The organism is Providencia sp. Je.9.19 (assembly GCF_051129765.1).
Lineage (GTDB): Bacteria > Pseudomonadota > Gammaproteobacteria > Enterobacterales > Enterobacteriaceae > Providencia.
Genome location: NZ_JBCPSS010000002.1, coordinates 183,138 through 208,526, shown reverse-complemented (window position 1 = coordinate 208,526; position 25,389 = coordinate 183,138). Strand labels below are relative to the sequence as shown.

At 37.3% G+C, this 25,389-nt stretch carries 25 protein-coding genes; 10 read left to right on the top strand and 15 right to left on the bottom strand.

What is annotated here, in order from left to right; genetic code table 11:
* Positions 1-1,175 precede the first annotated feature (1,175 nt).
* Positions 1,176-1,769, bottom strand: coding sequence for a hypothetical protein (locus AAZR93_RS10160; protein WP_434719750.1), 594 nt, complete (start codon positions 1,767-1,769; stop codon positions 1,176-1,178).
* Between the two features lie 14 nt (positions 1,770-1,783).
* Positions 1,784-2,257, bottom strand: coding sequence for an Hcp family type VI secretion system effector (locus AAZR93_RS10155; protein WP_434719749.1), 474 nt, complete (start codon positions 2,255-2,257; stop codon positions 1,784-1,786).
* Between the two features lie 357 nt (positions 2,258-2,614).
* Between AAZR93_RS10155 and AAZR93_RS10150 the strand changes: the two genes are divergently transcribed.
* From AAZR93_RS10150 to AAZR93_RS10140, 3 genes are all read left to right on the top strand, one after another.
* Entirely contained in the window at positions 2,615-3,493 is an 879-nt protein-coding gene (locus AAZR93_RS10150) for a hypothetical protein (RefSeq protein WP_434719748.1), read from the top strand.
* A complete protein-coding gene (locus tag AAZR93_RS10145) occupies positions 3,486-3,884 on the top strand; it encodes a DUF1240 domain-containing protein (RefSeq protein WP_434719747.1) in 399 nt (132 codons plus the stop codon). The genes AAZR93_RS10150 and AAZR93_RS10145 overlap by 8 nt, the downstream gene beginning before the upstream one ends.
* Before the next feature lie 426 nt (positions 3,885-4,310).
* Entirely contained in the window at positions 4,311-4,712 is a 402-nt protein-coding gene (locus AAZR93_RS10140) for a DUF1240 domain-containing protein (RefSeq protein WP_434719746.1), read from the top strand.
* Positions 4,713-4,737: 25 nt separating this feature from the next.
* On the opposite strand, the gene AAZR93_RS10135 is transcribed toward AAZR93_RS10140, so the two are convergent.
* The 10 genes from AAZR93_RS10135 to AAZR93_RS10090 all read right to left on the bottom strand — a co-directional run bounded on the left by AAZR93_RS10135 (position 4,738) and on the right by AAZR93_RS10090 (position 13,338).
* Positions 4,738-5,217, bottom strand: coding sequence for an Hcp family type VI secretion system effector (locus AAZR93_RS10135; protein WP_434719745.1), 480 nt, complete (start codon positions 5,215-5,217; stop codon positions 4,738-4,740).
* A 1,083-nt stretch (positions 5,218-6,300) separates the two neighbouring features.
* The gene (locus AAZR93_RS10130; protein WP_434719744.1) at positions 6,301-7,263 is read right to left on the bottom strand and encodes a hypothetical protein; all 963 of its coding nucleotides are present in this window, start codon (positions 7,261-7,263) and stop codon (positions 6,301-6,303) included.
* A gap of 86 nt (positions 7,264-7,349) precedes the next feature.
* Positions 7,350-7,799: an IrmA family protein gene (locus AAZR93_RS10125; protein WP_434719743.1), complete on the bottom strand. Its 450-nt coding sequence runs from the start codon at positions 7,797-7,799 to the stop codon at positions 7,350-7,352.
* A gap of 65 nt (positions 7,800-7,864) precedes the next feature.
* Positions 7,865-8,353, bottom strand: coding sequence for a hypothetical protein (locus AAZR93_RS10120; RefSeq protein WP_434719742.1), 489 nt, complete (start codon positions 8,351-8,353; stop codon positions 7,865-7,867).
* Between the two features lie 155 nt (positions 8,354-8,508).
* Positions 8,509-8,976 carry a hypothetical protein gene (locus AAZR93_RS10115; RefSeq protein ID WP_434719741.1) on the bottom strand — a complete coding sequence of 156 codons (468 nt, stop codon included), beginning with the start codon at positions 8,974-8,976 and terminating at the stop codon, positions 8,509-8,511.
* Between the two features lie 177 nt (positions 8,977-9,153).
* The gene (locus AAZR93_RS10110; protein ID WP_434719740.1) at positions 9,154-9,861 is read right to left on the bottom strand and encodes a helix-turn-helix transcriptional regulator; all 708 of its coding nucleotides are present in this window, start codon (positions 9,859-9,861) and stop codon (positions 9,154-9,156) included.
* A gap of 211 nt (positions 9,862-10,072) precedes the next feature.
* The gene (locus tag AAZR93_RS10105) at positions 10,073-10,909 is read right to left on the bottom strand and encodes a DUF932 domain-containing protein (protein ID WP_434719739.1); all 837 of its coding nucleotides are present in this window, start codon (positions 10,907-10,909) and stop codon (positions 10,073-10,075) included.
* Positions 10,910-10,922: 13 nt separating this feature from the next.
* Positions 10,923-11,348, bottom strand: coding sequence for an antirestriction protein (locus AAZR93_RS10100; RefSeq protein ID WP_434719738.1), 426 nt, complete (start codon positions 11,346-11,348; stop codon positions 10,923-10,925).
* Between the two features lie 91 nt (positions 11,349-11,439).
* The gene (locus AAZR93_RS10095) at positions 11,440-12,312 is read right to left on the bottom strand and encodes a GTPase family protein (RefSeq protein WP_434719737.1); all 873 of its coding nucleotides are present in this window, start codon (positions 12,310-12,312) and stop codon (positions 11,440-11,442) included.
* 60 nt (positions 12,313-12,372) lie between these two features.
* Complete coding sequence (locus AAZR93_RS10090; RefSeq protein ID WP_434719736.1) at positions 12,373-13,338, bottom strand: hypothetical protein; 966 nt, start codon at positions 13,336-13,338, stop codon at positions 12,373-12,375.
* Between the two features lie 401 nt (positions 13,339-13,739).
* On the opposite strand from AAZR93_RS10090, the gene AAZR93_RS10085 reads away from it, so the two are divergent.
* The 6 genes from AAZR93_RS10085 to cap3 all read left to right on the top strand — a co-directional run bounded on the left by AAZR93_RS10085 (position 13,740) and on the right by cap3 (position 20,078).
* On the top strand, positions 13,740-14,327 hold the full coding sequence (locus AAZR93_RS10085) for an inovirus Gp2 family protein (RefSeq protein WP_434719735.1): 588 nt from the start codon (positions 13,740-13,742) through the stop codon (positions 14,325-14,327).
* 105 nt (positions 14,328-14,432) lie between these two features.
* Positions 14,433-14,642, top strand: coding sequence for an AlpA family phage regulatory protein (locus AAZR93_RS10080; protein WP_196735848.1), 210 nt, complete (start codon positions 14,433-14,435; stop codon positions 14,640-14,642).
* Between the two features lie 847 nt (positions 14,643-15,489).
* Complete coding sequence (locus AAZR93_RS10075; RefSeq protein WP_434719734.1) at positions 15,490-16,560, top strand: CBASS cGAMP-activated phospholipase; 1,071 nt, start codon at positions 15,490-15,492, stop codon at positions 16,558-16,560.
* Positions 16,557-17,858, top strand: coding sequence for a CBASS cGAMP synthase (locus AAZR93_RS10070; RefSeq protein ID WP_434719733.1), 1,302 nt, complete (start codon positions 16,557-16,559; stop codon positions 17,856-17,858). The genes AAZR93_RS10075 and AAZR93_RS10070 overlap by 4 nt, the downstream gene beginning before the upstream one ends.
* A complete protein-coding gene (locus tag AAZR93_RS10065) occupies positions 17,858-19,627 on the top strand; it encodes an E2/UBC family protein (protein WP_434719732.1) in 1,770 nt (589 codons plus the stop codon). Before AAZR93_RS10070 ends, AAZR93_RS10065 begins: the two co-directional genes overlap by 1 nt.
* A 40-nt stretch (positions 19,628-19,667) precedes the next feature.
* Positions 19,668-20,078 carry a CBASS system CD-NTase/cGAS isopeptidase Cap3 gene (gene cap3, locus AAZR93_RS10060; protein ID WP_434719731.1) on the top strand — a complete coding sequence of 137 codons (411 nt, stop codon included), beginning with the start codon at positions 19,668-19,670 and terminating at the stop codon, positions 20,076-20,078.
* Between the two features lie 110 nt (positions 20,079-20,188).
* Here the strand turns inward: cap3 and AAZR93_RS10055 are convergent, their stop codons facing one another.
* Entirely contained in the window at positions 20,189-21,445 is a 1,257-nt protein-coding gene (locus AAZR93_RS10055; protein WP_434719730.1) for a DNA cytosine methyltransferase, read from the bottom strand.
* Between the two features lie 107 nt (positions 21,446-21,552).
* Between AAZR93_RS10055 and AAZR93_RS10050 the strand changes: the two genes are divergently transcribed.
* Positions 21,553-22,266 carry a PmeII family type II restriction endonuclease gene (locus AAZR93_RS10050; RefSeq protein ID WP_140185940.1) on the top strand — a complete coding sequence of 238 codons (714 nt, stop codon included), beginning with the start codon at positions 21,553-21,555 and terminating at the stop codon, positions 22,264-22,266.
* 202 nt (positions 22,267-22,468) lie between these two features.
* Here AAZR93_RS10050 and AAZR93_RS10045 read toward each other — a convergent pair whose 3' ends face one another.
* The gene (locus tag AAZR93_RS10045) at positions 22,469-23,791 is read right to left on the bottom strand and encodes an FRG domain-containing protein (protein ID WP_434719729.1); all 1,323 of its coding nucleotides are present in this window, start codon (positions 23,789-23,791) and stop codon (positions 22,469-22,471) included.
* A gap of 246 nt (positions 23,792-24,037) precedes the next feature.
* Positions 24,038-25,285 (bottom strand): tyrosine-type recombinase/integrase, encoded by a 1,248-nt coding sequence (locus tag AAZR93_RS10040; RefSeq protein WP_434719728.1) that lies wholly within the window; start codon positions 25,283-25,285, stop codon positions 24,038-24,040.
* Between the last annotated feature and the right edge of the window lie 104 nt (positions 25,286-25,389).

The following is a 25,389-nucleotide window of genomic DNA, read 5'->3' as shown; positions in this document are numbered from 1 at the left end:
TAAAAGTCATATTTCTTTTCTTCTCTACAACGAGAGTGCAATGCTTATTTTTCAGTCCTAAATTAGCAGATATTTAACTTGTATAATTTTGACGCTACAAAATACTATTTCTTTGCTAAGTGAATAATGAAATGGATCAGATTTAAAACAATATCCGAACTCACACTAACTAGTGTTAAAATAATAGTTAAACCATGCAAGTAACTTATAAAAATGATGTATTTGACAGTTTCATAAGTAGAACCTCCTATCTCAAATGATTCTGCGGAGTAGGAAAGGTACTTATAGAAATACCAAAAAACGAAAGAAATGATGCTCGGTATGAGGAAATACAGCAATACACGGTAAGCCAAGTTTATGCGTGTTTTAAGATAGTAGTAATATACAGGAGCCAATACAATAACATAGAGTACTAAAGCAAGGTTTAATACCTTATGGTAAGCAAAGGTGGTCGGTGCATGATTTGCAGTTTCACCATATATTCTAAAAAAGAGTTGATGTATTGTTTCAAGGTAATAAAAAGCAATCCCCAAGCAAAGGGAGATGTAAGATATAAGAGCCGAATGGTGCTTATAAGGCTGGCGGCGTAGTAATGAAAACATATGATACAACACCTTTGTAATGTGGAGTAAGTCAGCTTTTAGACTCCAAATCATGAAGGAGTCATAATTAAGATTAGTAAATAATCAACCAAAATCTAAGCAATTCTATTTTTTTTCACTGAGTAAATAATTAAACGGATCAGGTTCAGAGTAATATCTGAAGTCACAGAGGCTATTGTCATCAAAATGGATAATCCTTGTAAGTAGCTAATTATCAATATGTATTTAAAAGTTTCATATTCCGAATTTGATATCATAAATGTCGAAGGAGAATATCGAAGATAAATATAGAAATACCAAAAAACGAAAGAAATGATGCTCGGTATAAGGAAATACAGCAATACACGGTAAGCCAAGTTTATGCGTGTTTTAAGATAGTAGTAATATACAGGAGCCAATACGATCACATAAGCCAATAAGCCAAAACTCAATGCATGATGATAGGCAAAAGAAATAGGTGCATTGAATGAACCATCTTTGATTATCGTAAAAAAGAGCTGATGTACACCTTCAAAATAATAAAAAACGACTCCCAAGCAAAGGGATACGTAAGATATACAAGCCGAACAATAATTATTTGATTGGGCTGTGTGCGGGTGTGGTAATGAAAACATGAGGTATTACACCTTTGTGATATTGAATGTTGAGTAAATCAGCCTTTAGCCCCCACGGAGTGAAAAATCCCTCATCAAGTCCAGCAAATACACCACCACTTTCACGTAAAACTCGAGCAACATTTTTGGCACAAGTAAAATCAGTAGCCGTATCCGAGTAGTAAAGAATGTTATCTTTCATCTGTTCCATCTGACTCCGAGGGACAACGAACTCAAAAACAACCACATCCTCACCATCTTCAAATTGGTATTTAAGATAACTATCCCAATCAAAATATGGGTACTCAAAGAAACTACCTGACCCCCTAAAACTCTGTATTGAACCTCGACATTTTTTTTCTTCACATCCTGCATATGTACCCGCAGGATCATATAAAAATGCGTTCTCACCTTCATCAAGAATCAAACCAGAATGTCCGAATCCTTCATTATTGATCATAACGAAAATTCGCACATAGTCGCCTTGCCCATTCGCTATTGCAGCTTGAAGTTTGGAATCATTGTCTCTGATAACAGGCAAATTCCACCGATTGTTAAAAGCATCATTTCTCACTCAAATAACCCCATTTAAATATTATCACTGATGCTATAACCTGAAGTGCTGGCAGCATGGTGGTTAGCTGTAATACTTTCGTACTTTAATGAGATAGTTTCTTTTGGATATGCTTCGTTGTCAGTTAATGAATCAGGATGAACGTTGCTGATTTTAACGATAGATGCCTTAGTCAATTTTACTGTCTTGTAATGTAATAACCCCCCGTTTCTATCAACACGGTGATACTTGAAATCACACTCAAATAACTCATTATCAGTGATACTAGAAAGCAATAACGGGGAGGCTTTATCGTCAGCTTTGACAAAAACAAAGTGAGCATGGGACACATTCTGTCTGCGAGATAACTCATAATCGGTAGAATATACCAGAATTTCATCTGTATGGTTTTGTTGGTATCGATTTCCTATAGAGTCATAAGTCGAACACCCTGCTGAAATAAGGCCTTGCTTGTTTCCTTTGAGAGTAAGATAGATGATATCAGCCATAGTTTCTTTTCCAATGTGTTAATTTAACTTAATTAACACATTTTATTTAGGTTATGGCAATTAAAATTGCTGGAAAAAAATCTGAAATGAGGCACATAACAAACTAAGCACACCATTATAAAATAACAGTGTGCTACTATTTTTATGTCCCTCTTCTTATAAAAAAATTTTCATGCGTTTTTCTGTCATCTCCGCCATTCGATATCACCATCAATCCCATTCACAGAACGAGTTCTGCCGTGATTCATATCAAGCAAAGTTATTTATATCTGTCCATAATCCCTTTATATTTCCATTGAATATTATCAACATTTCTCATAAACTCGACCTAAGCTAAATTTTATAGAGGGAACTAGCATGGCGTACAAGTATGACCCCGTATCAAAAACACTCATTGATGCGGACGCGAAATTTAGCTTCGAAGAAGCACCTAATTATGATGAACTTTACTATCAAGCTAATTTAATAAAAATCAAAGGTATTCTTAACAATGAAGAAGATGATGATAATGTCGCCGCAGTAATTACGATTGAAGAAGCAGATTACATTTTAAAAAACCTATCGACTCCAACACCTTTCAAAAATCCGAAAGAAATGCTATTTGACATTGGCGATATAATATCTTCATTTTCAGGAAATATTTATGAAGCATACAGAGTAGACAGAATTATTAATGAGTTTGGAAATCTCAATATCAGAGCAACTCAATATACAGGACCAAACGGTAACGTTTATATTCGTCTATCAGGTCATGCAGGAATTAGAACGTTCTTGGACGGAACTCGATATTTAGCAAACAACCCTCGAATTTTATACATGGGTGTAGGAACTCAAGGGGTGAATAATGTATCCGTGGGAGCTGCTCGTTTTTCCATTGTATTCTCAGCAGCTTATCGAGTTGTAGAACTAATATTTAGAGATGAATACACACTGGTTAATTTTTTCGTAAACATAACTATGGATATGGCAAAATTGGCTGTTGGTGCACAAATAACAACAGCGGTTACGGGTGGCTTAGTAACCGCTGCACTAACTGGTGGAACAAGTGTTATACTAGTAACCTTAGGTGTCTTTTTTATAGGTTTTGCAATTGTTGGTATTTTGTATTGGCTTGATAGTGAATTAGGAATCAGTGAATCCATAATAAGAGACCTAAAATTTCACCGCCGCGCTAAAGCTGAAACAAGAAGTCCTCAACCTATATTTAATAACTGGAAGGCCCTTAGTCGTGGATAATAATACAAAAAATAAATTTAATTCATTGTTTTTTATAGTAATTTCATTATTAAGTGTGTTTATTTCTTTATCTACATACATCCAATATTTAAGTTTAGAGGACAAAATAACTTTGTCTCTATATTTTACATCCTTAATTTTTCTCTCCCCATTTACCTTATATTTATCGTTTATTTTTTACCGAGCTGCAAAATCATCAAGTGAAATAAAATTAAATAACCAAATATTCAAATATCTTTTATTTATAGCAATAATAGGGTTATTAATAAGCTTGATTATTTTTATAGGCATGAAAAGCAACCTTTTATCTAAAGGTTACATTAGATGTACAGATAAATCGTCAACAATGGTAACCACATACACAATAGATAAAGAATTATGTAAAAAATAAATTTATTAAATGGGGTAGGTCACTCAATGGAACGAAAGTTCACGCTAAGTAAGCATGAAATTCCATTCAGAACTCATATCTTCAAGGATTTTTATTCTGTCGAGAATGCTATTAAACGTATGAAAAGTCATCTATTTTTGCACCAAATGAATACGTTATATCAAAAGAGATGTGTAAGTAATATTGATCTCTTTTACTTAACCATCTCACTATTAATACTGTAGCTTGATGTGTTAGCCATTCAATGACTTCTTAAATTAGCATAACTATCATTAAATATTTACAGACTCGCAAACTAAATAAACCAATAACATATGGTCACGTAAATAATCTTTGGACTAAATTCGGGTGGAGAAGTCGTGGTTTCTAATCAAGCGAAAAAATTAATTTCCAGATCAATTTCTTTACAGTGTGGGAGGCTCAGTCGTGGCTAAAATAGAGCCCACAAAGTTAATCCTATCATCTATAGCGCTTTTACTTTTAGCAATTTTTGGGATCTATCTATCAACAACATATTATATTGATTACTTTCAAATGAAGCCTAGAATTCTATTCTCATTTCAAACAGGATTCCTTTGTTTTGCAGCTCCTTTGGTACTATATTTTTCATATTATAGCTTTGTACTGGGATACAAAAAAGAACTACAAAAAATGAATAATAAGCTAGCGGGATGTTTAGCGATTATATTTATAATTGGTATCATATTTAGCTTTTTCTTTTCCGCCTATGTCAGTATTAATTTAACCTCTAAAGGTTACTATACATGCTATAAATCATCTATTTTTGCACCAAATGAATACGTTATATCAAAAGAGATGTGCAAATAGCTCACATCTCTTTTGATACTAAAAACTACTTAACCATCTCACTATTAATACTGTAACTTGATGTGTTAGCCATTAAATGACTTCTTGATATAGATTCGTATTTCATTTGAATTCGTTGATATGGCATAGATTCATTATCTTTTATTGAATCAGGGAATATATCCGAAATTTCAATCAATGAAACGCCTGTCAACTTGATCTCATAATACTTTTCAAGTTGCCCGTTTTGGCTTGTTCGGTAGAAAATAAATTTTGCTTCTAGAACTTCGTTACTATCCAAAGCTACTGAAAGTAAAGGAGATGATTTATCAATAGGCTTAGTAAATACAACGGGCTTATATGAAGCGTTCTGCTCACGAAAAGAACCACTATTTAGGCCGATTACTTGAATTTCATCTTCGTGACCAATTTGATAGCGATTACCGATTGAGTCCTGAGATGAGCACCCCGCCGAAATCAAACCTTGGCTTTTACCTTTTAAAACTAAATACGTCGGATATGCCATACCCTCTCCTAAAAATAGTTGGCCCTTAATATTAGTTACCTACATTACCAAAATTTAGGTTAAGCACACTAGTTTATTTTTTAGCATTAGAATATAAGCGACTAAGCCAAAAGCCCCATGACCTTAATAGCAGGGGCGGGAATATCTAAGAACTTCGATATTTTGAAGCAATGTGGAGTGCCGGATGATATTTAGTTCCCTTTGTAAAAAATGCCCTACCATATCTAACATCACATGACATATCGCATAATATTTTCGTTTGGGTCAATACCATTAACTAAACATTTTATTGCTTCATCAAGCATTTTCCTTACTTCGGTTAATGACACACTAGACTGACTCAAAAGAAAGTTTGCTTAAGCAAATAACAGAGGTTTCATTAATTTGCTACCCCTTAATTTACCAACCGATGTAATAAACTTCTACTTAAGCTAACTTTCATAATTACCTCTATTGAAAACATTCATACATCTTTTCTGTCATCACCCACAGCGCCTTATTCAATTTAATATCCCCATCAATGCCATATTCTTTATCCTCTCACCTCAGAGCAAATACATACTCTAAATAATTCGGATTACATGTAGGCGGCAAGTGAAAATAGCCGAGGAGCATAGATAACTATGTGACTCGGATAGCTGAGCGAAGCTAACATCCATGTAATTCGAAGTATGACGAGTATATAAATATTATCGAAGCGACGTATATACTCAGTTGTATACTCACTCGGAGGTTGATGTGGGTTGAGTTAGATTGACGTGCATTGACTGAAAACGCGGGGAAAGCCTTGCAAACACTGGATTTCAGATGCAAAAAAAGACGTCCGTTGACGTCTCTTGATGTTCTTTTGGTGCGAAGGCCGGACTCGCACATAATACTTAACCTCATAATTTAAATTAAAATATAAAAGTATAAATTTATTTATACCAACACATGTACCAACAGATGAAATTCTTACTTTTTCTGATGGTTATCCAATTCAGGTAATTGTGATTCTAGTAAGCTGACCAACATCACTAACTTTAACATGGTATTATTGCATTGTACCCTGTAAGAGACCTTATTTAAGTAAAGTATTTTACTTTACTCTTTCTCGGAATCATTAAACCACTTAGGCATGGAGCTCCCATCTATAGGTAATCTTATATATCTATCATCACCAAGTTCATCCTTGATGCATCTCAACTCTTCAAAACCCCACTCTCCATCTCTATCAGAAAAATATACGGTGTATTTATCAACATGGAAGCCAAAGTATCTTTCTTGAGGTTCTGAAATTTCCAATTGACCGCAATGTGCTGAGACTCTCCACTCATAATCAGTAGAAATATCTAGAGCTAACACCATGAAATTTGGAATCCACCGTAAAACTAATGATAATACGATGGTAGCCGCAGCCAAAAGAAGTACTGTAGTTATGAAGCGACTTCCCTTCAATTTACCAGCCATTTTCAAAAAGAATATATACAAAAGCGGCTGAAGAACTAAAAAGAAAATAAATACCATAGATGAGAATGTCCATATTAACTCAAGAAATGGTGAATTAGTTATATCCATATTACTTATTTTCATGAAAAAACTAGCTGCTATAGCGCTTACAACAAAATATACTATAGATATTACTGATAAAAGAAAAAACCAAAATCTCGAAATGAATTTATTCCCTTTTCTTTCAAGATCATAAAAGAAAAAAATGCCATTAAACAACACTAAAATGATAAATACGAGAAGAACATATCTAGCAATTTCCACTTCATTCAAATTAATAAGCACCGATAGTAATAAAAATGAAAAACAAGAAAGTAACGTTAAGAACTTAGAGTAATCAATTTTTATTTCATCTTCATCTATAACTAAAAACCTTAGAAATGAATACCCCATTTTAAAACACAGGATACAGAAAAGTATAATTATTATAAAAAATGAAAGAATAACAATTTCGTATTTAAGTGGGAAGTTAAAATTAACGATAAGAAAATTAAAGGTCAATAATAATAAAAATACAATTAGATAAACATTTTCTTTTATTTCTTTAAATATTTTCATGTGATCCTTTTATCTTCAATATGTTAAATTAATAAACCTTATAGTTTGAGAGTAATGCTGACGAAACCATCAACATTACTAACATATCACTTTCCTGCTACCGAAACCTTAGCCAACTCTGGGTTATTCGCCTCAAAGATCGATAGCGGTAACTCAACTTTATGCCCGTTCTGCTCTTCCACCGCTTTAACCACTTCAAACTCAGCAACATCTTCACAAGGTATTTCTAATCCAGTAAACGTGGCACGCGTGGCGCTAGAATCGCCAAAAGGTTCCACTTCCAGCACCGTATCCCCTAATACTTTTCCTTGCCGATCTTTCATGCGCAGCGTTAGTTCAAGAGCGCCAAACTCCGCATGGTCTAAAACCATATGGCTACCGCCATTATCGAGGGTAAATGAATAACCACAGTAGCCTTGGTTAATAAAATTTGAGCTGGTATGTGTGATGCTCGCATAACGCTGTTGTTCTTCAGCCAAGCTAAATGTGCTAACAGCCAATAGTCCTATCGCAAATACACTTTTTATCTTATTCATTACGTTACCTTTAGTTATCTTTTATCATCCTCGCTACCACAAGCGATGGTAGCGAGCATCTAGATTTATTGCTGGTTGGTTTGCAATCCGCCTTTAGTACGGTCTTTTTCTTTCCAACGTGGACGTTTTTTACCTGATAATTCTTTTTGCTGGTTCCAATAACCTATCGGATAGCGTTTGACGATAGTCCCGTTGACACCAATATCAACTGACGAATATTGCCCGTTATTAATGTATCCTTTTTGAACATAAGCGTTAGGGCTACAAGTGCCCGTATCGCGTTGTTGCCAGTTTCCGTCAGTTCTTGCCACGATGTAGAAATCACCAAATGCGCAACCTGACGCAGATTTATGATTCAATATAGCAACATAGTGCTTGGTTGAACCAACAATCCTACAAGTACTATTTTGGCTTCCACACACTTGCCATAAGGTTTTACCGCCATCGCCTTTATATTCCCAAATGGTATTTTTAGGGGGCTGGCTGGTGGCAGAGGCGGATGATGTCATCAACCACAGTGAGGCCAATACAGTTACAACTACATATCTTTTCATTATAAATTCCTATCAACATAAATAGAAACGTCAGATTGACGCTTGTTGAACACCGTCTAATGGGTGCTTGGCTTTCCCTGATATGGCGTATTCGATGGTTATCTGGTGAGTTGTGAATAAGGTATCCACAATAAAATTACAGACCATGTTTAATGTTATGGCTGATGGTTTAACCGCACTGAAATCCAGTGACGAAATCGTCGATGAAGATAAAAGGCAATGCCGCTGGCGATAAGCAAATCAACCAGTAATATCGTGGTGGCGATACCTTCAGTAAAACCGTATAGCCAACCGGATGACATGATAATCAGTAGGCTAGAGAGGGCTAATCCGATAATGATGGCAGAGATAATAGCAATTAATTTGGGGTTGAAATGGATTTTATAATCAATCCCCTTAAAGGCACTTAAAACCCATAAGCCCAATTGCGCCAAGAGTTGTGGGGTAACCAAAGCTAAGAGATATAAAACGAAGTACATCAATGTGATCCCATACGGGTTCATGATTAGAGCGATAAGCTGGAAGTGTGTTAACAATACGCCAGTGATCCAAAGGCATAACAAAATACTGATAACAATAGCGATGCGTTCTAAACCCCGTTGTAAGTGTGAAATGGTGTTCATATTTTTAAGGTTCCTTATGTGATGATGAATTCACAGTGTGATGGTGACTTTGAATGGGCATGGCCCATTCGTGACCGCAATCGCGGCACATCCAGCCGGAGCCCCATGCAATGATGTCTTGCTCAGAAGAACAGTGGGGACAATGTGTGGGATGCGATGCTGGTGGGGCTAATAATGTCATGGTCGGCTCCTTTCTTTGTGTGATGGAAGAGCGGTAAGTAATTGTGATATCAATCGAAAATGTGGTAAGGCTGCGATAAAACTGTTTTGTTGTGACAGTTGCATCACTGCGTGTTTCGGTGTGAAGGGGGTATTGAGCGGTTGAACCTGTTGAATATCATCCAACAACAAGACATGCACTTGCTGGTGATATTCCGCTAGTAAATACCATTGGCCTTCACGGTAAATCAGTTGATAAGGTTGTAGAGGATTAAAACGACGCTCAAGCGTGAGTAAGCTAATGGATTGTTTACTGGTAATGGCATACACCAATTGATAGAAATGGTCGGCATGCAAAGCCGAAATCTTATGGGCGTGGTGCCAAATCAAACAAGGTGCATGGGGCTGTTGGGTTAACAGTAATCCTAACAAGCGGCTGTCTAGCCCCGGAAACAATCGAGTCATCCCAATCTGTTTCACAAAAGTTAGAATATCTTTGTCTCGATAAGCTTTTAGCGTATTGATGGGCAAGCGATAACAACCTTGCCGACTTTCTACACCCAGATAAGCCAAGCGTTCACGTAAATCCCGTTGTAACGTGCGTTCAGAAACGTTGAACTCTTGAGCTAAACATGAGAGCACAAGGCTTTCTCCTGCCATTAAACGGGCAATCAGCGCAGAGAGTCGCACAGCCATGCGGTCATATTTTCGGTTAATCTGAAACATAACGTATTGCTCTCAATAACAGACGTTAGGAAATTAAGAAGTAAGGGAGTTTAACTTAGGGGATTGACAGGTTATGTCTGTTGGGAAAAATTCTCATTGGGCTTTTTAGTGAAAAATAGCTATAAGTAATTCATTGATAAATAAAGCCATGCTGTTTATTTAAACAAAGTGAAAGTGAAGCATAGCGACACAACCTGTCAGGGCGGGAAAATTAGTTGGGCTGGCGAGGGGCAAGTTGGTTAAATAAGGTATCCGCCATCACCCACAGAGCTTTATTGAGTTTGATATCGCCATCAATCCCATTCACTGAACGAGTGCGAGCACGTTTACCTTTTGCAGTGCGACCTGATAATCCCCCTTTAATCAGGTTTTCTTGTAGACGTTGGTACACCGTCCAAAGGTCTTCTTTTTTATCTTCAACGCGTCGAGGCTGTAGAACTTGCTCTCGCGTGACGGGCTGGAACTCTTCACCAAAGCGGTAGGTCAAAGCCGCTTCAGCAAAGGCTTGCTGGGCGGGTGGAGGTAACAATAACGACTGCATACTTTCGCGTTTTTCAGCCACTTGCTCAAACGTATCGAGTACCTCATACGCCCCTTCAATCACTTTCCCCACCACATCCCCTTTATGGGGTACACGTACTTCACCCAATACATCACCGCACACCAAACCGTTAGAGCACACGGCTCTAAATAGACCCGGCAACATCTGATAGCTACTCGAACCGTCATGGCTATTAAGTAAGATGATTTCAGGTACTTGTATACCCGTAATTTGGTCATGTCGTCTAAGCCGTAACATGTGCTTCGTGTGCTCTCGACGACTGATATCACGTACCCGAGTCTGGCAGGCAAAGAACGGATAGAAGCCTTCTTTTTGCAGGCTATCTAACAAGGTAATGGTCGGGATGTAGGTATAACGTTCACTGCGAGAATCGTGTTTTTCTTCAGAAAAGACACTCGGTACAGTACGGAATAACTCTTCGATGGTCAGTGGACGCTCACGACGAATACTGTTAGCAGAGCCAAAACGCGAAGCTAATAAACTCATGATAGACTCCTGATTAATCAATTAAGTGGAAAATGGCAGCGGATTCGGGGTGTTGTAACGCGTAGTCACGCAACTGATAAAAGCGGTCGCACATCACTTCGCTTTCTGTTTGGAATGACCAGATGCTGTACAGGATCAGACACACCGCAATCCCTGCCGCTTCTAGGCTCACGGTGGCTTCATTGCCGTTGTGCATGTTGAATAGGGTTAAGGTGTCTGCGTTGATATCGGGGTAGATAAAGGCACCGCCATTATTAAGCGAGCCGTACTCCCAGTAACCGCCATGATACTCATCGCAGAATTGGCCCATCGTGGTAAAGATCACTACTTCAAAGGTGGCCCAGCCTTTCACTGTACCAAAATGGTTGAACCAAAAATCAAGGCGTTGTTCATCAGGGACTAATTCCATTGTGATAGTAGATTCAGTTGTGTTACTCATAAGTTGATACTCCAATAAAAAGAAATAAAAAAGCGCCAATCCCGTTAAGGACTCGCGCTTGATGTCATCAATGTTGTGTTAATTTAAGAAGTTAAAAGAAAAAACTCCACAGGGATTTAGCGACGGAGGCGATGCTGTTTTTGACTGTACCAATCGTGCTTTTTATCAAGACAGGCAGGGGAAGGATGTCTATCAGCGTATCGACGATATCACTGACACATTGCCCAAAATCGTTACGTGCAGAGTTCTCTACGAAATGTGTTCGGTAAGTGCTGCTTAGTTGCCTAGCTACTCCGCTACTGGCTTTTGCCGGTAACGACTGAATTAATTGCTCTGCTAATTCAGTGAGTTGATAGTTTTCGACCGCAGAAACTGTCATCACAGGATGATGTGGCTTAAATGCAGTTATCACGGCTTGCTGCTTTAATTTTAAGTTAGCTGATTGCTCTGGGGATGGTTGGTGGTACAGTTCATCCCACTGGCGACAGGGTTCTATTTTGTCAGCTTGGTTCAGCACAAATAGAAAGCGGTTTGGTTGATAACCGCATTGCTCAGTGAGAAAGCGATAACACTGTTCATCAGAAGACCATGCTCTGTCATCAGCTTTGAGTACCCAGATGATTAAATCCAGTTCTGGCAATAAGTTATGATAGAGCTGGTGATACTCTTTATCACGCTCAAGACTTTCACCTACACCGGGTAAATCTATAAAGGTAAGCGTGTGATTGTTCATAGTTATACTGAAGCGCTGAGCCTGCCGTGTACAGCCTGAAACATCACTCACTGGCGATAAGGGCGATTGGAATAATGCGTTGATAAGACTGGATTTTCCTGCACCCGTTTTACCCATTAGACCAATGGTGGGGGAATAGTTGATTAGGTGATTGAGTTGGTTGAAAAACAGATTTTTAAATGAAGCAGGAAAGGCGGATATCACCCTTCCTAATTCGGGTTGTAGGTTCATATTACATCCTTGAAAAATCATTGTGGCTATTCAAGTTAATAATATATATCTGTAGTTTTTTTAATTTTCCTTTTTAGCTGTCAATATTAGCTTTTTTAATGGTTCCTCTGGTAAGTCAATTTGATCAATCATAGCTTCAATAATTTCATTAATATTTTTATTATGATGCTTTGCTATTTTTTTTAATTTTAACTTTGACTCTTTAGATATATAGGTATTCAATACCTCTTTACCTTTAACGCCATCACGGAATTTCTTTTGACTCCATGCTTTTCTTGTTCGCAATAAAAAAAGCTTAACATCAGATACTTTTGAATCAGTTACGCAGAGAAATAAAAAAACATCAAAACATGAAAGAACACATTTCCACCCATCATTTTTAATTAAAACATTAACATCATTATCACGCCAAATATTTATTTGCCTATCTTTCATTCTAGACACTATCCACTCTAGTGAACCTATACTTTTAGGTAAAAAAGAAAAAGGATTTTGATATTCCTGATAATATGAAAGATATGTTTTTTTCATCTCATTTATATCTGTAATAGTTTTCCTATAATCAATGACAACTGTAATAAAATCAAGTAATGCTATCATGTAATGAAAAGGCATATCCTCACCATTTAATGAGTATAGATCTATAGGCGAGAAATTTTCGGTGGCAATAATAGAAGGAGGGAAAGCCCCATTTTTTAAATTATAGTTATATATTTTCATTAGACAATTAACAACCAAAAATGAAAAGCGTTTATCTTTAAAAAAACTTTCCCCGTTAACTAAATTTCTAAGTAAAAGAAGATTAACCTCATCAAAAAAGCCTTCACTATTAACCCCACTCTTCTCTAAAAATTCTTTCATTAAAAAAATAATTTCGGAATCATTTTTTTCAAATTGCTCCTTGGAAAAAAAGCCAAGAGGGAAATCTTTATTATTCTTGTAGAGAAGATACTCACCAATATAAATTTTTCTATATTTTAGATAATTATCATTAATTTCAATTTTTATACTCGCTTCCATTTTCATCACCTTACCTCACTAAATCTAGTCAGCAATCATAGCACAGAATAACGCTGTATTTTACGTAGCAATGATGGTGCCATCATAGGTCATTTATAGCTTGTATATCGTGATATGAAGCAAGAAAACAATGTTAAGTATAGCTAAAAACCAAAAAAACTAATATCAGAGTAGATAAAATGAGCGAGACTGTGCGTATAGCCATTAATGACGGCTACACAGAGTGTGTGAGTAAAGATTTGAGTGTTGGTATAGTATTATTATTAATATAGTCACTCATTGATTATTAGAAATCATCATGTCACTTATCACGTAATTTAGATAAGCCACCATTTATGAATGATGAACCATATTTTTAACAAGACCGATTCTAGATATGAATTAAAAACCAACCAAAGGTATCAATCATGTCTAGTTACACCTACAATAAGCATTACATTCAGAAAATAAACCACACGATCCGTAAATCCCTCCTAACACACAATCGTGTTTCTGCTATTCGAGTGGACTTGCGATTTCCTTCATCAAATATATTTAACTTTAATGATTCCAGCGTTATTACTCGATTTTTTGAATCATTAAAAGCTAAAATAGAAGCTGACCTAAAACGTAAAAATAAAGCATGGAAGCGAAACCATTCATGCTCATTGTTTTATGTATGGGTTAGAGAATTCGGTGAGATAAAGAATAGAAAGCACTACCATGTGCTTTTACTATTGAACAAAGACGTTTATAAAGGTTTAGGGGATTTTAAGAAAACGGAAGGAACGTTATACGCATTAATACAGCAAGCATGGTGCTGCGCTATTGGTATTGATTACCCTACTGATCGTTATTCAGTTCAAATTCCAGATAAAGCTGTTACTTGGCTAGATAATAGTAATACCTACAATGAAAACTCTATTTTTGAATTAAACCAGCGCTGTAGTTACTTAGCTAAAGAACATACAAAATATTATGGTGATGGCGAGCGTTCTTTTGGATGCAGCCGTTAATCTACCAATAAAAAACATGAGGGGGATATCTTTTGGAAGAGAGATATCCCTAAACATTTATCGATATCCCTTCTGCCTTTTAACTTTAAAGACAGGAGTTCAATAATGAGCACTCAAGCGATTCTCTTATTAGATGACCAATGCGTTGATATGAAATTTATAACCCGTTTAACCGGACTAACAGATAAATGGTTTTATAAATTGATCCAAGATGGGGAGTTTCCTAAACCAATAAAACTAGGGCGTAGCTCTCGCTGGTTAAAGAGCGAGGTTGAAAATTGGCTACAGGCACGTATTACCGAGTCCAGAGCATAACCATCGTACCGCTACCCTTTCTGCGCTGATAGCACCAACATTTAAATCGCACCGAAAATTCAACTATGAAAAAGTATCATAACTTTCATGAGACATAGCTACGCCACGACTAGAGCTGGCTGAGCTGAATGGCTTTACCAAAATCGCCGTTTATCGAGGAATGTTATCATCCCTTCATCAAGAAGAGCCACTTACTGTCATTCCTGTAAGTCTATATTCCTTAATACACAGGAAGACGCTTTCTGAGCTTTTAGCTGTCTAAATTGATTAGAATCAGCTTAATATCTGTTATGCTACCACCCGATGATCAGGAACATTTTACTTAGCGAGTGGACAAAGGTTGCTTGGATAATGTTCGTTTGGTAACAAACTGACTAATCCCCCTCGGATCTACACCTCAAACTGATATGACTGTGTTAGTATGATTTGATACCAAGCTACCTATTAACCAATTGATGGACAAATAAAAATTAAGTTCTAGTGAGGATCATAGGTGGTGATGAATTGCTTGGTTAATAGTCCGACTAATTACGCTAGGAATAATAGTAGATATATTAAATTATTCCTTAAATTCATTCTCTTGATAAAAAACCATTATATCCTTCTATATACTGAGTAGTACTCTCAGCGATACACACCACACATAAAAATATTTTTTGATGCCTCAACTTAAAAGTCTATTTTTTCAGAATTAAATGCCGTAAATAAATCAAAAGATTATAATTAAATTTAATTATAATAAAATTTCAGCTATTACCTCCGTTTTTAGAAATACTGGTTATATGTACATTGAAAATTCAAAAATCAGACATATGTAATATTTATATATTTCTAAGGAAAGCTACCAATGTCTGATACAAGTACAATGAATAATTACAAAGTACGAATACTTAGCTTAAATGGTGGTGGTGCCAGAGGATTATTTACTATCAGTGTCCTCGCTGAGATTGAGAAAATTCTCGCTGAGAAATATTCTGACCAAGAGGTAAAAATTGGTGACTATTTTGACCTTATTACAGGAACATCAATAGGAGGGATATTGGCTCTCGGCCTTGCTACAGGCAAAAGTGCTCGTGAACTGGAACATGTATTTGCAAATAAAGCGATTAACATTTTTCCAACAAGACCTCCATTGATTAATTTACTTAAGTCACTTTGGGCTCCTATTTATAGTAGTTCCCCACTAAGGGAAACTATTGAAATGATGATTGGTGCTGAAACCACGTTTAATGAACTGACTCGACGAGTTATGATTCCAGCGGTTAACCTATCAACTGGGAGACCACATTTTTTCAAAACTCCTCATAACCCTAATTTCACGCGCGATGGTTCTCTAAAATTGATTGATGCCGCACTCGCGACTTCCGCAGCACCAACGTATTTTGCACCACACTATTGTGAAAGTCTTAGTGCATATTTTGCAGATGGAGGCTTGGTTGCTAACAATCCTAGCTATATTGGTCTACTAGAAGTATTCAAGGATATGAAACCTGACTTTAATGTAACACACAGAGACATACACATTCTCAACGTCGGCACTGTTGGTGAAGAGTACTCACTTAGCCCTAAATTACTTAGCAAAAAAAAGCAGAATGGATACTACCATCTGTGGGGTGTAGGTAAAAGGCTAGTACTTACCACCATGACAGCTAACCAGCATCTTCATAAAAATATGCTTCAGCGTGAACTTATGCTCAATGATGCCTTGGATAATTATATTTACCTGGATGAAGTTATCCCCAATGAAGCAGCCAACGATATCACTTTGGATAATGCTAGTGAAAGCTCTCTGCAAAATTTAAGTGCTAGAGGAAAACAACTCGCTAATATTCAGTTCGCTCAGAATCAGAGATTAAGAAATTTTTTCATTACTGCAGCAAAACCTTTTAAGCAAGCAAATACGCAGGAGACACTATGATTCGTTGGGATTTTAACAATTACTACACTCACAATAAGGATGGTTTAATCAGTAAATTAAAACTGAGTAAAACTGAATCCTCAGAATTAAGAACACTTAGACAGATCGTTCGAGAACGAACAAGAGATGTTTTTAAAGAAGCACGAGAATTAGCAGCTAACGTCAAAAAAGATATGCTCTCTCTTGAAAATATTAGACTAAAGCTGACAAAAACTAATGTTCGCTATCTCTCTGCCTCTGAACAAACAGAAGTCGCACGACTTATTTTTGAAATGGATGATGAAGCACGTGATGATTTCATTAATCTACAGCCAAGATTTTGGACTCAAGGGAGTTTTCAATACGATACATTGAACAGGCCTTTTCACCCAGGACAAGAAATGGATATTGATGATGGTACTTATCTGCCCATGACAGTATTCGAATCTGAACCACGTATTGGCTACACCCTATTACTTCTACTTGTAGATACCTCACTAAAATCCTTACAAGCCGAAAACGATGGGTGGGTGTTTGAAGATAAACAAACCTGTGGTCGCATAAAGATTCCTAGTGAGAAAACACATATTGATGTACCAATGTATGCTATCCCTAAAAAACAATTCCAAACTAAACAAACAGCTGCTGACTCTGCACACAACATTGTAGAGCTATCAGCTATGTTCGAGTCAGTTTCAACAGAAGACTCTCGAGAGGCATATCAAGTCGAGTCGGATAAAGTCAATTTAGCACTCCGTGGTGGAGAAAAAAGATGGACGATTAGTGATCCTAAAATTGTTGAAGACTGGTTCAATGATAGCTGCGAACGAATAGGGGGACACCTTCGTTTAATTTGCCGTTTCATGAAAGCTTGGCGAGATGCTCAATGGGAGGTTGGTGGCCCTTCATCTATCAGTTTGATGACTGCAGTAGTAAATATTCTTAATAAAGAAATTCATGATGGCTCAAATTTAACTGAAACAATGAAGCTTGTAGCCAAACTACTCCCCGATGAATTTTCGAGAGGTCTACAGAGCCCAGATGATACTGATGAAAAATTACTATTCCCTGCAGAACAGGATCAAAATGTTCACCAAAGAAGTATAGTTAATACTATGAAAAACTTACATGGCATTTTACTGGATGCCGAATGTACAAACACTAGGGATGAAGCTTTACTCAAAATAAACAAAGGATTTGGTCAGCGAGTAACTAACGCTTCGCTAATTACATCAATAGTGGCGGCTCCAGCTTTTCAAGTATCACCATCTAAAGAACCTGAACCTGTCAAGATTAACAAAACGATGGTAAGCGGCTAATGGAAGAGGGACAGCTCCATAAAGTAATGATACGCTGCGGGTATCACTTTGTGTATGCCCGTAATCTTCCTGAAGAAGCCATTCTATACAGTAAGAATCAGCGCTTAGGTTTTTATACAAAAGAATATGAGACTACAGCTGGAAAGTTTAATGTAGCCCTTGTGCACCATTCAGATCCATTTACTAAACTACCAACCGCTTTCATTATAGGAATTCCTGAGCAATTTAAAAATCGTCTTATGCCCCATATTAGCCTTGAAGGGTTTCTATGTTATGTTGACCAAATGGAGGCAGATTGGGATTCAAACAACTTGGAGGCAACATATAAGGATATTGATAAACAGATATATCTAACTCTTGTTAATTCTGTATCAGCAGCAACAGAAGGTCTAAATGATAGGCGAGAGCTGGAAGGTGAGTTTGCTGCATATTGGCGACCTAGTGATAATTTGTTCGTTTTATCAAATGCTACCCGAAGCACCAAACTTAAAACATATTTATCAAAATTATGCTTATCTAATAATACCATAAGACAGGAATATATAACCGTAGAGAAATCATCAGCAGAGGACTCGAAAACTGTTATAAAGAAATGGCTCAAGCAAAGGAATCTTCCTAAGAGTTCATTAAAAGGAGAGCCAATTAATACACATTATATTTCTGTAAATCCCAGCCGTCTTGCAGGCATGAAATGGCCTCCGGCTTCATTTCGAGATCTATTGGATTGGCTTGAAAAAGCAGATCACAATGCCAGAGACAGAGTTATTGAGCACATCAAAGCTGAAGGCAAAAAAAAATATATTTTTCTCTTTGATGTATTCAATCAGGATATATTTGCCATTCATGTCGAATTCGACACTAAATACATTGATTTTAAAAGACACAAAAAGTCAGGAAAAAAATTAACGACCAAATTAGCGACTTTATTGAGTGGTAAAAAAAGTTGCACTGCGTATCAACGACTAGGTGTTATTCGGGCTGATATTAAAACTTTACTGAGTCGAAATTCACAACGGCAAGGAACAAAAAGTCTATCAGAAAAACGAATAGCTCTTGTCGGTTGTGGTACTATCGGTGGATATCTTGCTGAGTTATTACTCAGAAATGGGGCTGGATGTAATAAGGGTTTTCTACACCTTTATGATGATGACTTATATAATCCCAGTAATTTTGGTCGCCATACTTTATCATCACATGACTTCGGGCGATCTAAATCTATTTCACTTGCGAAAAAACTCCAAGATTCAGTGCATTTACAGACGAAAATTTTCGGATTTGAAAAACAATTTCACATCAGTGCCGATGTAATGCAGAAATACGACATTATTATTGATGCTACAGGTCGTCCTCCGGTATCCAAACGTATAGCAGCCATCGTAAGAAATATTCCAGCAGAGCAAAGACCAATTATTATTCATGCATTTAATGATGGCAACGGACGGGTATCAAAGGTTTTCATTGATGATGGTCGTAGTTGCTATGGATGTATGGTTTCTAATCCTGAAAAATACCGGAACGGAATCGATTCGAGATTTTACCATCTCGATATATCAAGTGAGAAAAACAAAAGCTGCGGTAGTACTTATACGCCTTATGATGCTGCGGTGAGTAGCATAACCGCATCTTTAGCCCAAATGGCAGTGTTGAGTACTCTTGGTTCGGAGCTAAAATGGACATATAGTGAACATGTACTTGAAGGTGGGCGTTCGCTCAAACCCCAATTCTTAACACGTCAACCTAACTGCCCAATTTGTAATGAACATAAATGAATTAGTGTTTATAGATGATTTTGATAACCATGTTGTGATCATGAGTGAGATAGTGCAACAACTCAACTCATATCGCCAAATTCATTATTCTAGTACTGAAGCTGGAGGAACCTTAATAGGAGAACGACGAGGGCATCATATCGTTGTCACTCACATTTCAGAGCCCGGACCAAATGACGTAAGGAGCCGCACTAGAATAGAAAGAAAAAGCGTTCACCATCAACAAAAGGTAAATGACTTATTTCAACTGTCTGATGGTTTTCTCGTTTATTTAGGTGAATGGCATACACACCCAGAAGATTTTCCTCAACCATCATATATTGACATAAAATCATGGCTGACTGGCTTGTCTGCAACAGAACCAATGCTCATGCTAATCGTGGGGAAAAAAGGGGTATGGCTTGGAAAAAAAATAGATAATGATATAAAACCATTAAATAAAAAAATATAATAATAAACAATACGATTTATGTGAAATTAGGTAATACCTGTTTTTTATTTATAAGAAAATCACCAACACTTAGGGATGGTGATTTCATAAAAGGCATAAAATACATATAGTTATATTTTATTAAGCAATCTAATCAATGCCCTACCTAACGCAGCAGCCATATTTACGGGAACAGCATTACCTATCTGCTTATACACTGCACCTAGAGAGCCCTTAAATTCCCAATCATCCGGAAAGGTTTGAATTCTCGCATATTCGCGAACCTGAAGAGGTCTAGTTTCAATAGGGTGGCAACGCTCCGTCTGCTTTTGTGCTGGGGAAGTTGTCAAGGTTAAACTCGGTTCATCTAATGACAAACGCCTTGCCATGCCTGTTTTTCCTCCACCTAAAAAATAACTACCTTGCATATATTCTCTTTGTAAATCATCACTTAAATCTCTCCAATATCCGCCAGGAGGAACATGACTCATAATCCATTTTTTTCTTTCCGGGTAAGTTTGACCAAGAGAAGGAGGAACATTAGATTGATATAACTCTCCAGCAAAAAAAGCATCTTTCAGAGTAAAAATTTTTTTATATGGTGAAGGCCATTCAAAAAGAGCCTCATCAAATAAATCTTTCCTAATTCCGATTAAAATTAGCCTTTCTCTTTTCTGTGGTACTTTATAAAAAAGAGCCTTTAAAACTTTAGGTTCAATTAATTTATACCCCAAATCATCAATTATTTTTTTTATTGTTTCTAGGGTCCTACCTTCATCATGACTTATTAAACCTCTCACATTTTCAGCCATAAACACTTTAGGGCGCAATGTTTTTACCGCTCGAGCAAATTCAAAAAACAATGTCCCTCTTGTATCTTCGAACCCTAATTTTTTACCTGCATAAGAAAATGCTTGGCAGGGAAATCCACCTGTTAATACATCAATCTCCTCATCGATCTTGGTAAAATCAATGGTAGATATATCCCCCTGCACAACATTCCAATTAGGCCTATTATGCTTTAATGTATCGCAAGCTGACTTATCTAATTCGTTGAGAAAAACACTATGAAAGCCCGCTTGTTCTAAACCAATAGCCAATCCACCTCCACCTGCAAATAATTCAACCAGGTTGTACTGACGATTCGGTTTAGTTTTTAATTCTTCATCCCATTTACTTTCATCTAAAAGTTGAACCTCAGGAAAATGTTTCACCTGAGAATGATGAATAAAAAGCCGATTATCAATAGATTCAGGTTTAATTATGCCTTTTGATACCCAGCTTTCGATGGTTTTCTTGGATTCTGATAAAATATCTGCTAATACTTCTAAAGTAAAATATTCGTTAGTATAGAAATTAATTAGTTGATTTTTTTGGACATCACTCATCTGACGCTTCCAATTTAATTGATTAATACTGTCCTATTATACAGTAGTATCGCGTTAATGTTGAGTAAACTTCTATACATTATCAGATTGATTAGCATGGTGAAATTATGAGCAGCAAAGAGGTTATCCTAGCAAAGGTCAAAGAATGGTTCTCAGAATCAATTGCAAAAAATCATATCAAAAACACAGAAAAGTTAGTAAACCCTAATGAGTTTAACATTAATCCTTTTTTAGCCGTTTACCTAGCGAAATACCTCACTGGAAATGCATCTCCTGAAAGCATAGCAAAAGCATTGGTATTACCGCGTGTACTAAGTACCTCAATTACAACGTCATTTGGTCAACATATGCAAAGTTTCTTAAGTATCATCAAAGAAACATATGGTAGCACAACCGCAGGGGTTGATATTGAATTCATTGACTGTATTGATGGTAATAAGAAGTATTGCCAGCTAAAGGCTGGTCCTAATACCATAAATAAAGACGATGTTGAATCTATCGCGGGTCACTTTACTGGTGTTAGGAACTTAGCTAGAACGAACAATGTCAGAATACATCGAGACGATATGATCGTCGGTGTTCTCTATGGTGATAGTAGCGAGCTAAGTTCACACTATAAAAGAATCACTTCTCAATATGAATATCCAGTCATCATAGGGCAAGATTTTTGGCTACGGCTAACTGGAGATGAAGATTTTTATGCCGACCTAATTAAAGCTATCACTTCTGTCGCTATTGAAGCCGATTATAGCCAGGAACTGAATAAAGTAATAACTGAGTTAGCTAAAACAGATAAAATTCAACAACTTTCATCACTATAGCTGAGTTAGCTCAGACTAGTTATTATATGCCTACGGTACAAAACTCTACATACTCTGGAGATAAGCTCTATACTGAGACTATCTAAAACTGAGCCTGGAACAGGTATTGTTATATCTGACAGGCTTCTACCTGTCAGATAAGGGGACAGTTACGAGTGTAATTATTTATGTCATCAAATAATTTGTATTCTCTTCGGTTTCACTATGTATCGGCTTCTTCCGTGAATGGTCGATTACGAAAATAATCCTCAGCAATTTTTAATGCAGATAAATGCCGACCGTGCGCAAAAGTGTCACCACAGGGACATTCATCGGGATGTGTCACTCTATACCATAATCCGATTTCATCTTTTCGATAATACCAGCCTTGTGCTATCCCCGCAGCTACCATTTTTTGCCCTGGATGTTCAACTATGAATTCTGATACCTGAATGAGGTTCTCTTCCATCATTATTATACCGACACCTTTTTGGTAGAAAGTGCGATCCAGCATACTCACATGCTGGATAAGTTCATCCAGTTCAAGAATAATAGTACCAAACTGAAGCAATAACGCTTCAAGTTCAGGAAAACAAGGAGGGATGGTTTCAGGAGCAGTCCCAAAAAAAACAACGTCTGGAACGGAAATAATTTTCCCGTCAAAAGTATTTCCATCACTAGAAGTAAATAGTTCAGACAGACGTGTTCCCCGGAAAAAAGCGGTACTAGGCCATGCAATTTTTACAAAACTATTCTGATATTCAGGAATACTGAGGGTTCGCGTGAAGCAAGGAATAGGGAAATTTGGATCCCATACTTCCTTGATTTCCTTCCAAGGTAAACTCAGTAAAGCTTTTAAAATGGGATCCTTGTCTATGGGCGGAAAAACATCATCAATAGAAGTAAAACCTGAAGTAAATGCATAATCCCGTAAAACTGAACGTGGGGCAGTGATCTGAGCACGGAAACATTTTTTAGGGACGGGACTTCCTGATAATGGCCCCAGCAACCAGGCTTCTTGTGCAACTGTACGAGGGCGAAAACCAGAAAGTGTTACAGAAGATAGATCGATTAAACCAATTTGTAAGGCTTCTTCTTTCTCGATAATATAGATGTGACCATCCCCATCCTCAAAATCATACGACGCATGGCGTTTGAGTAGTAAAACCGGATCTTCATCACAGTCTTCACTGAGCTCAATATGTTTACTTTCTCGATATTTATGGCTTGCGAACCATGCGCTAACTGCAGGATTTGCGGAGCAATCGATGTAAAATGAGCGCCAACCATAATGCTGGAGAAGAGCCTGAACAAAATGCTGCTTATTTTGATGTCTCCCCAGAAAAGTCTCGAGGACATTACTAGAATAAGTAGACCATCTTAACATTGTACTGGGATGGCAGATTTGACGATCGGAAGACGCTACAATAGAGGGAACACCGAGCTGGCCGTAATGGGTGATTTGTCCACGAAATAGAGCATTTTTACCATATACTGCGATTAAATGACGTAAATCATCGATAGTGTCAACCTGAAAATGTTTCATACGTATTCCTTCCATTGTAGAAGACTAACTAAGCTAATTCTGTTCTTTGCTCAAAGTAGACTGATAGGCTTAATTATATGCTAGTCAGGTTAAGTTTGAATTAGTACAACTAAGTACTGGTTAAACCAGCCCTTTTAGGTATATACCTAAAAGGGCTATATTTTACATAACCATATACTCTATATTTCAATTATTACTAAGGTTCATCCAAAAATTACATAATTTAGCTGTACCTACACTCTAGTATCACTTCCCAAACCCAAACGCCCCCACATGCCCTTCCCTATTTGCATCCAGATAATCAGCCCACCATTGCACCATCAGCCGCCTTTCTTCAATATGCTCTGCTTTGTGAATATAAGCAGCCCTTACCGAGTTACGTTCTTGGTGGCTCATTTGCCTTTCTACTGCATCCTTCGACCATAGCCCCGATTCAATCAACGAGCTACACGCCATCGTTCTGAAACCATGTCCACAAACTTCCGTCTTAGTGTCATAGCCCATCACACGTAATGCATTATTAACCGTGTTTTCACTCATTGGCTTTCTTGGATTATGATCGCCGATAAAGATTAGTTCGTGGTTACCGCTGAATTGATAAATCTGTTTTAAGATCTCAATGGCTTGTCGGCTTAAAGGGACTAAATGAGGAGTACGCATTTTTGATCCACGATGGGAGTGTTTAACCCCTTCTATCGCTTCGCGTTCAGCGGGGATCGTCCACATGGCATTTTCAAAATCGATTTCATCCCAACGAGCAAAACGCAGTTCACTGGAACGAATGAAGACTAACAAAGTAAGTTTGACGGCAAGTTTAGTTAAAGGTCTTCCCTTATAATCATCGATGCGTTGTAAGAACTCAGGTAGACGTTTGAGTTCTAAAGCGGCTCTATGGACTCGTTTACCTGTGGCAACAGCACCCGCCATATCTTGCGCGGGGTTATAGTCGATTAAACCGCTTTGTACGGCATAGCGCATAATGGCAGTCACACGTTGCTGTAAACGTGCCGCGACCTCAAGACGTCTAGACATCTCCACGGCTTTAATCGGCTCGAGTAGATCACGAGTTTTTAGTTCAGCAATATTACGTTTACCAATAGCGGTAAAGATATTGTCCTCAAGGCTTTTGAGGACTCGATGGCTATGCCCTTCCGACCACTTCTTATTGGTCCCATGCCAATCACGAGCAACTTTCTCAAAGGTATTAAATTCCTTTTGTTGCTCTTCTTTCACTTCTTTGCGTTTTTCACTGGGATCAAAACCATTCGCTATTAACTTTCTGGCCGCATCTCTTTTCTCTCTGGCTTCTGCAAGCGAGATGTCAGGATAAACACCCAGCGCTAACATTTTTTGCTTACCGCCAAAACGATACTGTAAACGCCAATATTTTGAGCCGTTGGTATGTACCATCAAGTGCATACCATCACCATCGGTCAATTTATACGATTTATCCAGAGGCTTGGCAGCCCTGACTTTAGCATCAGTAAGAGCCATGATTTATCTCCTTCTGTTGGTACAAACTATTATCGAATCGAGAGATACCAACACATATACCAACAGTAGGTACTTGATGTGGGTTGACCTTAGTATACTTGGGA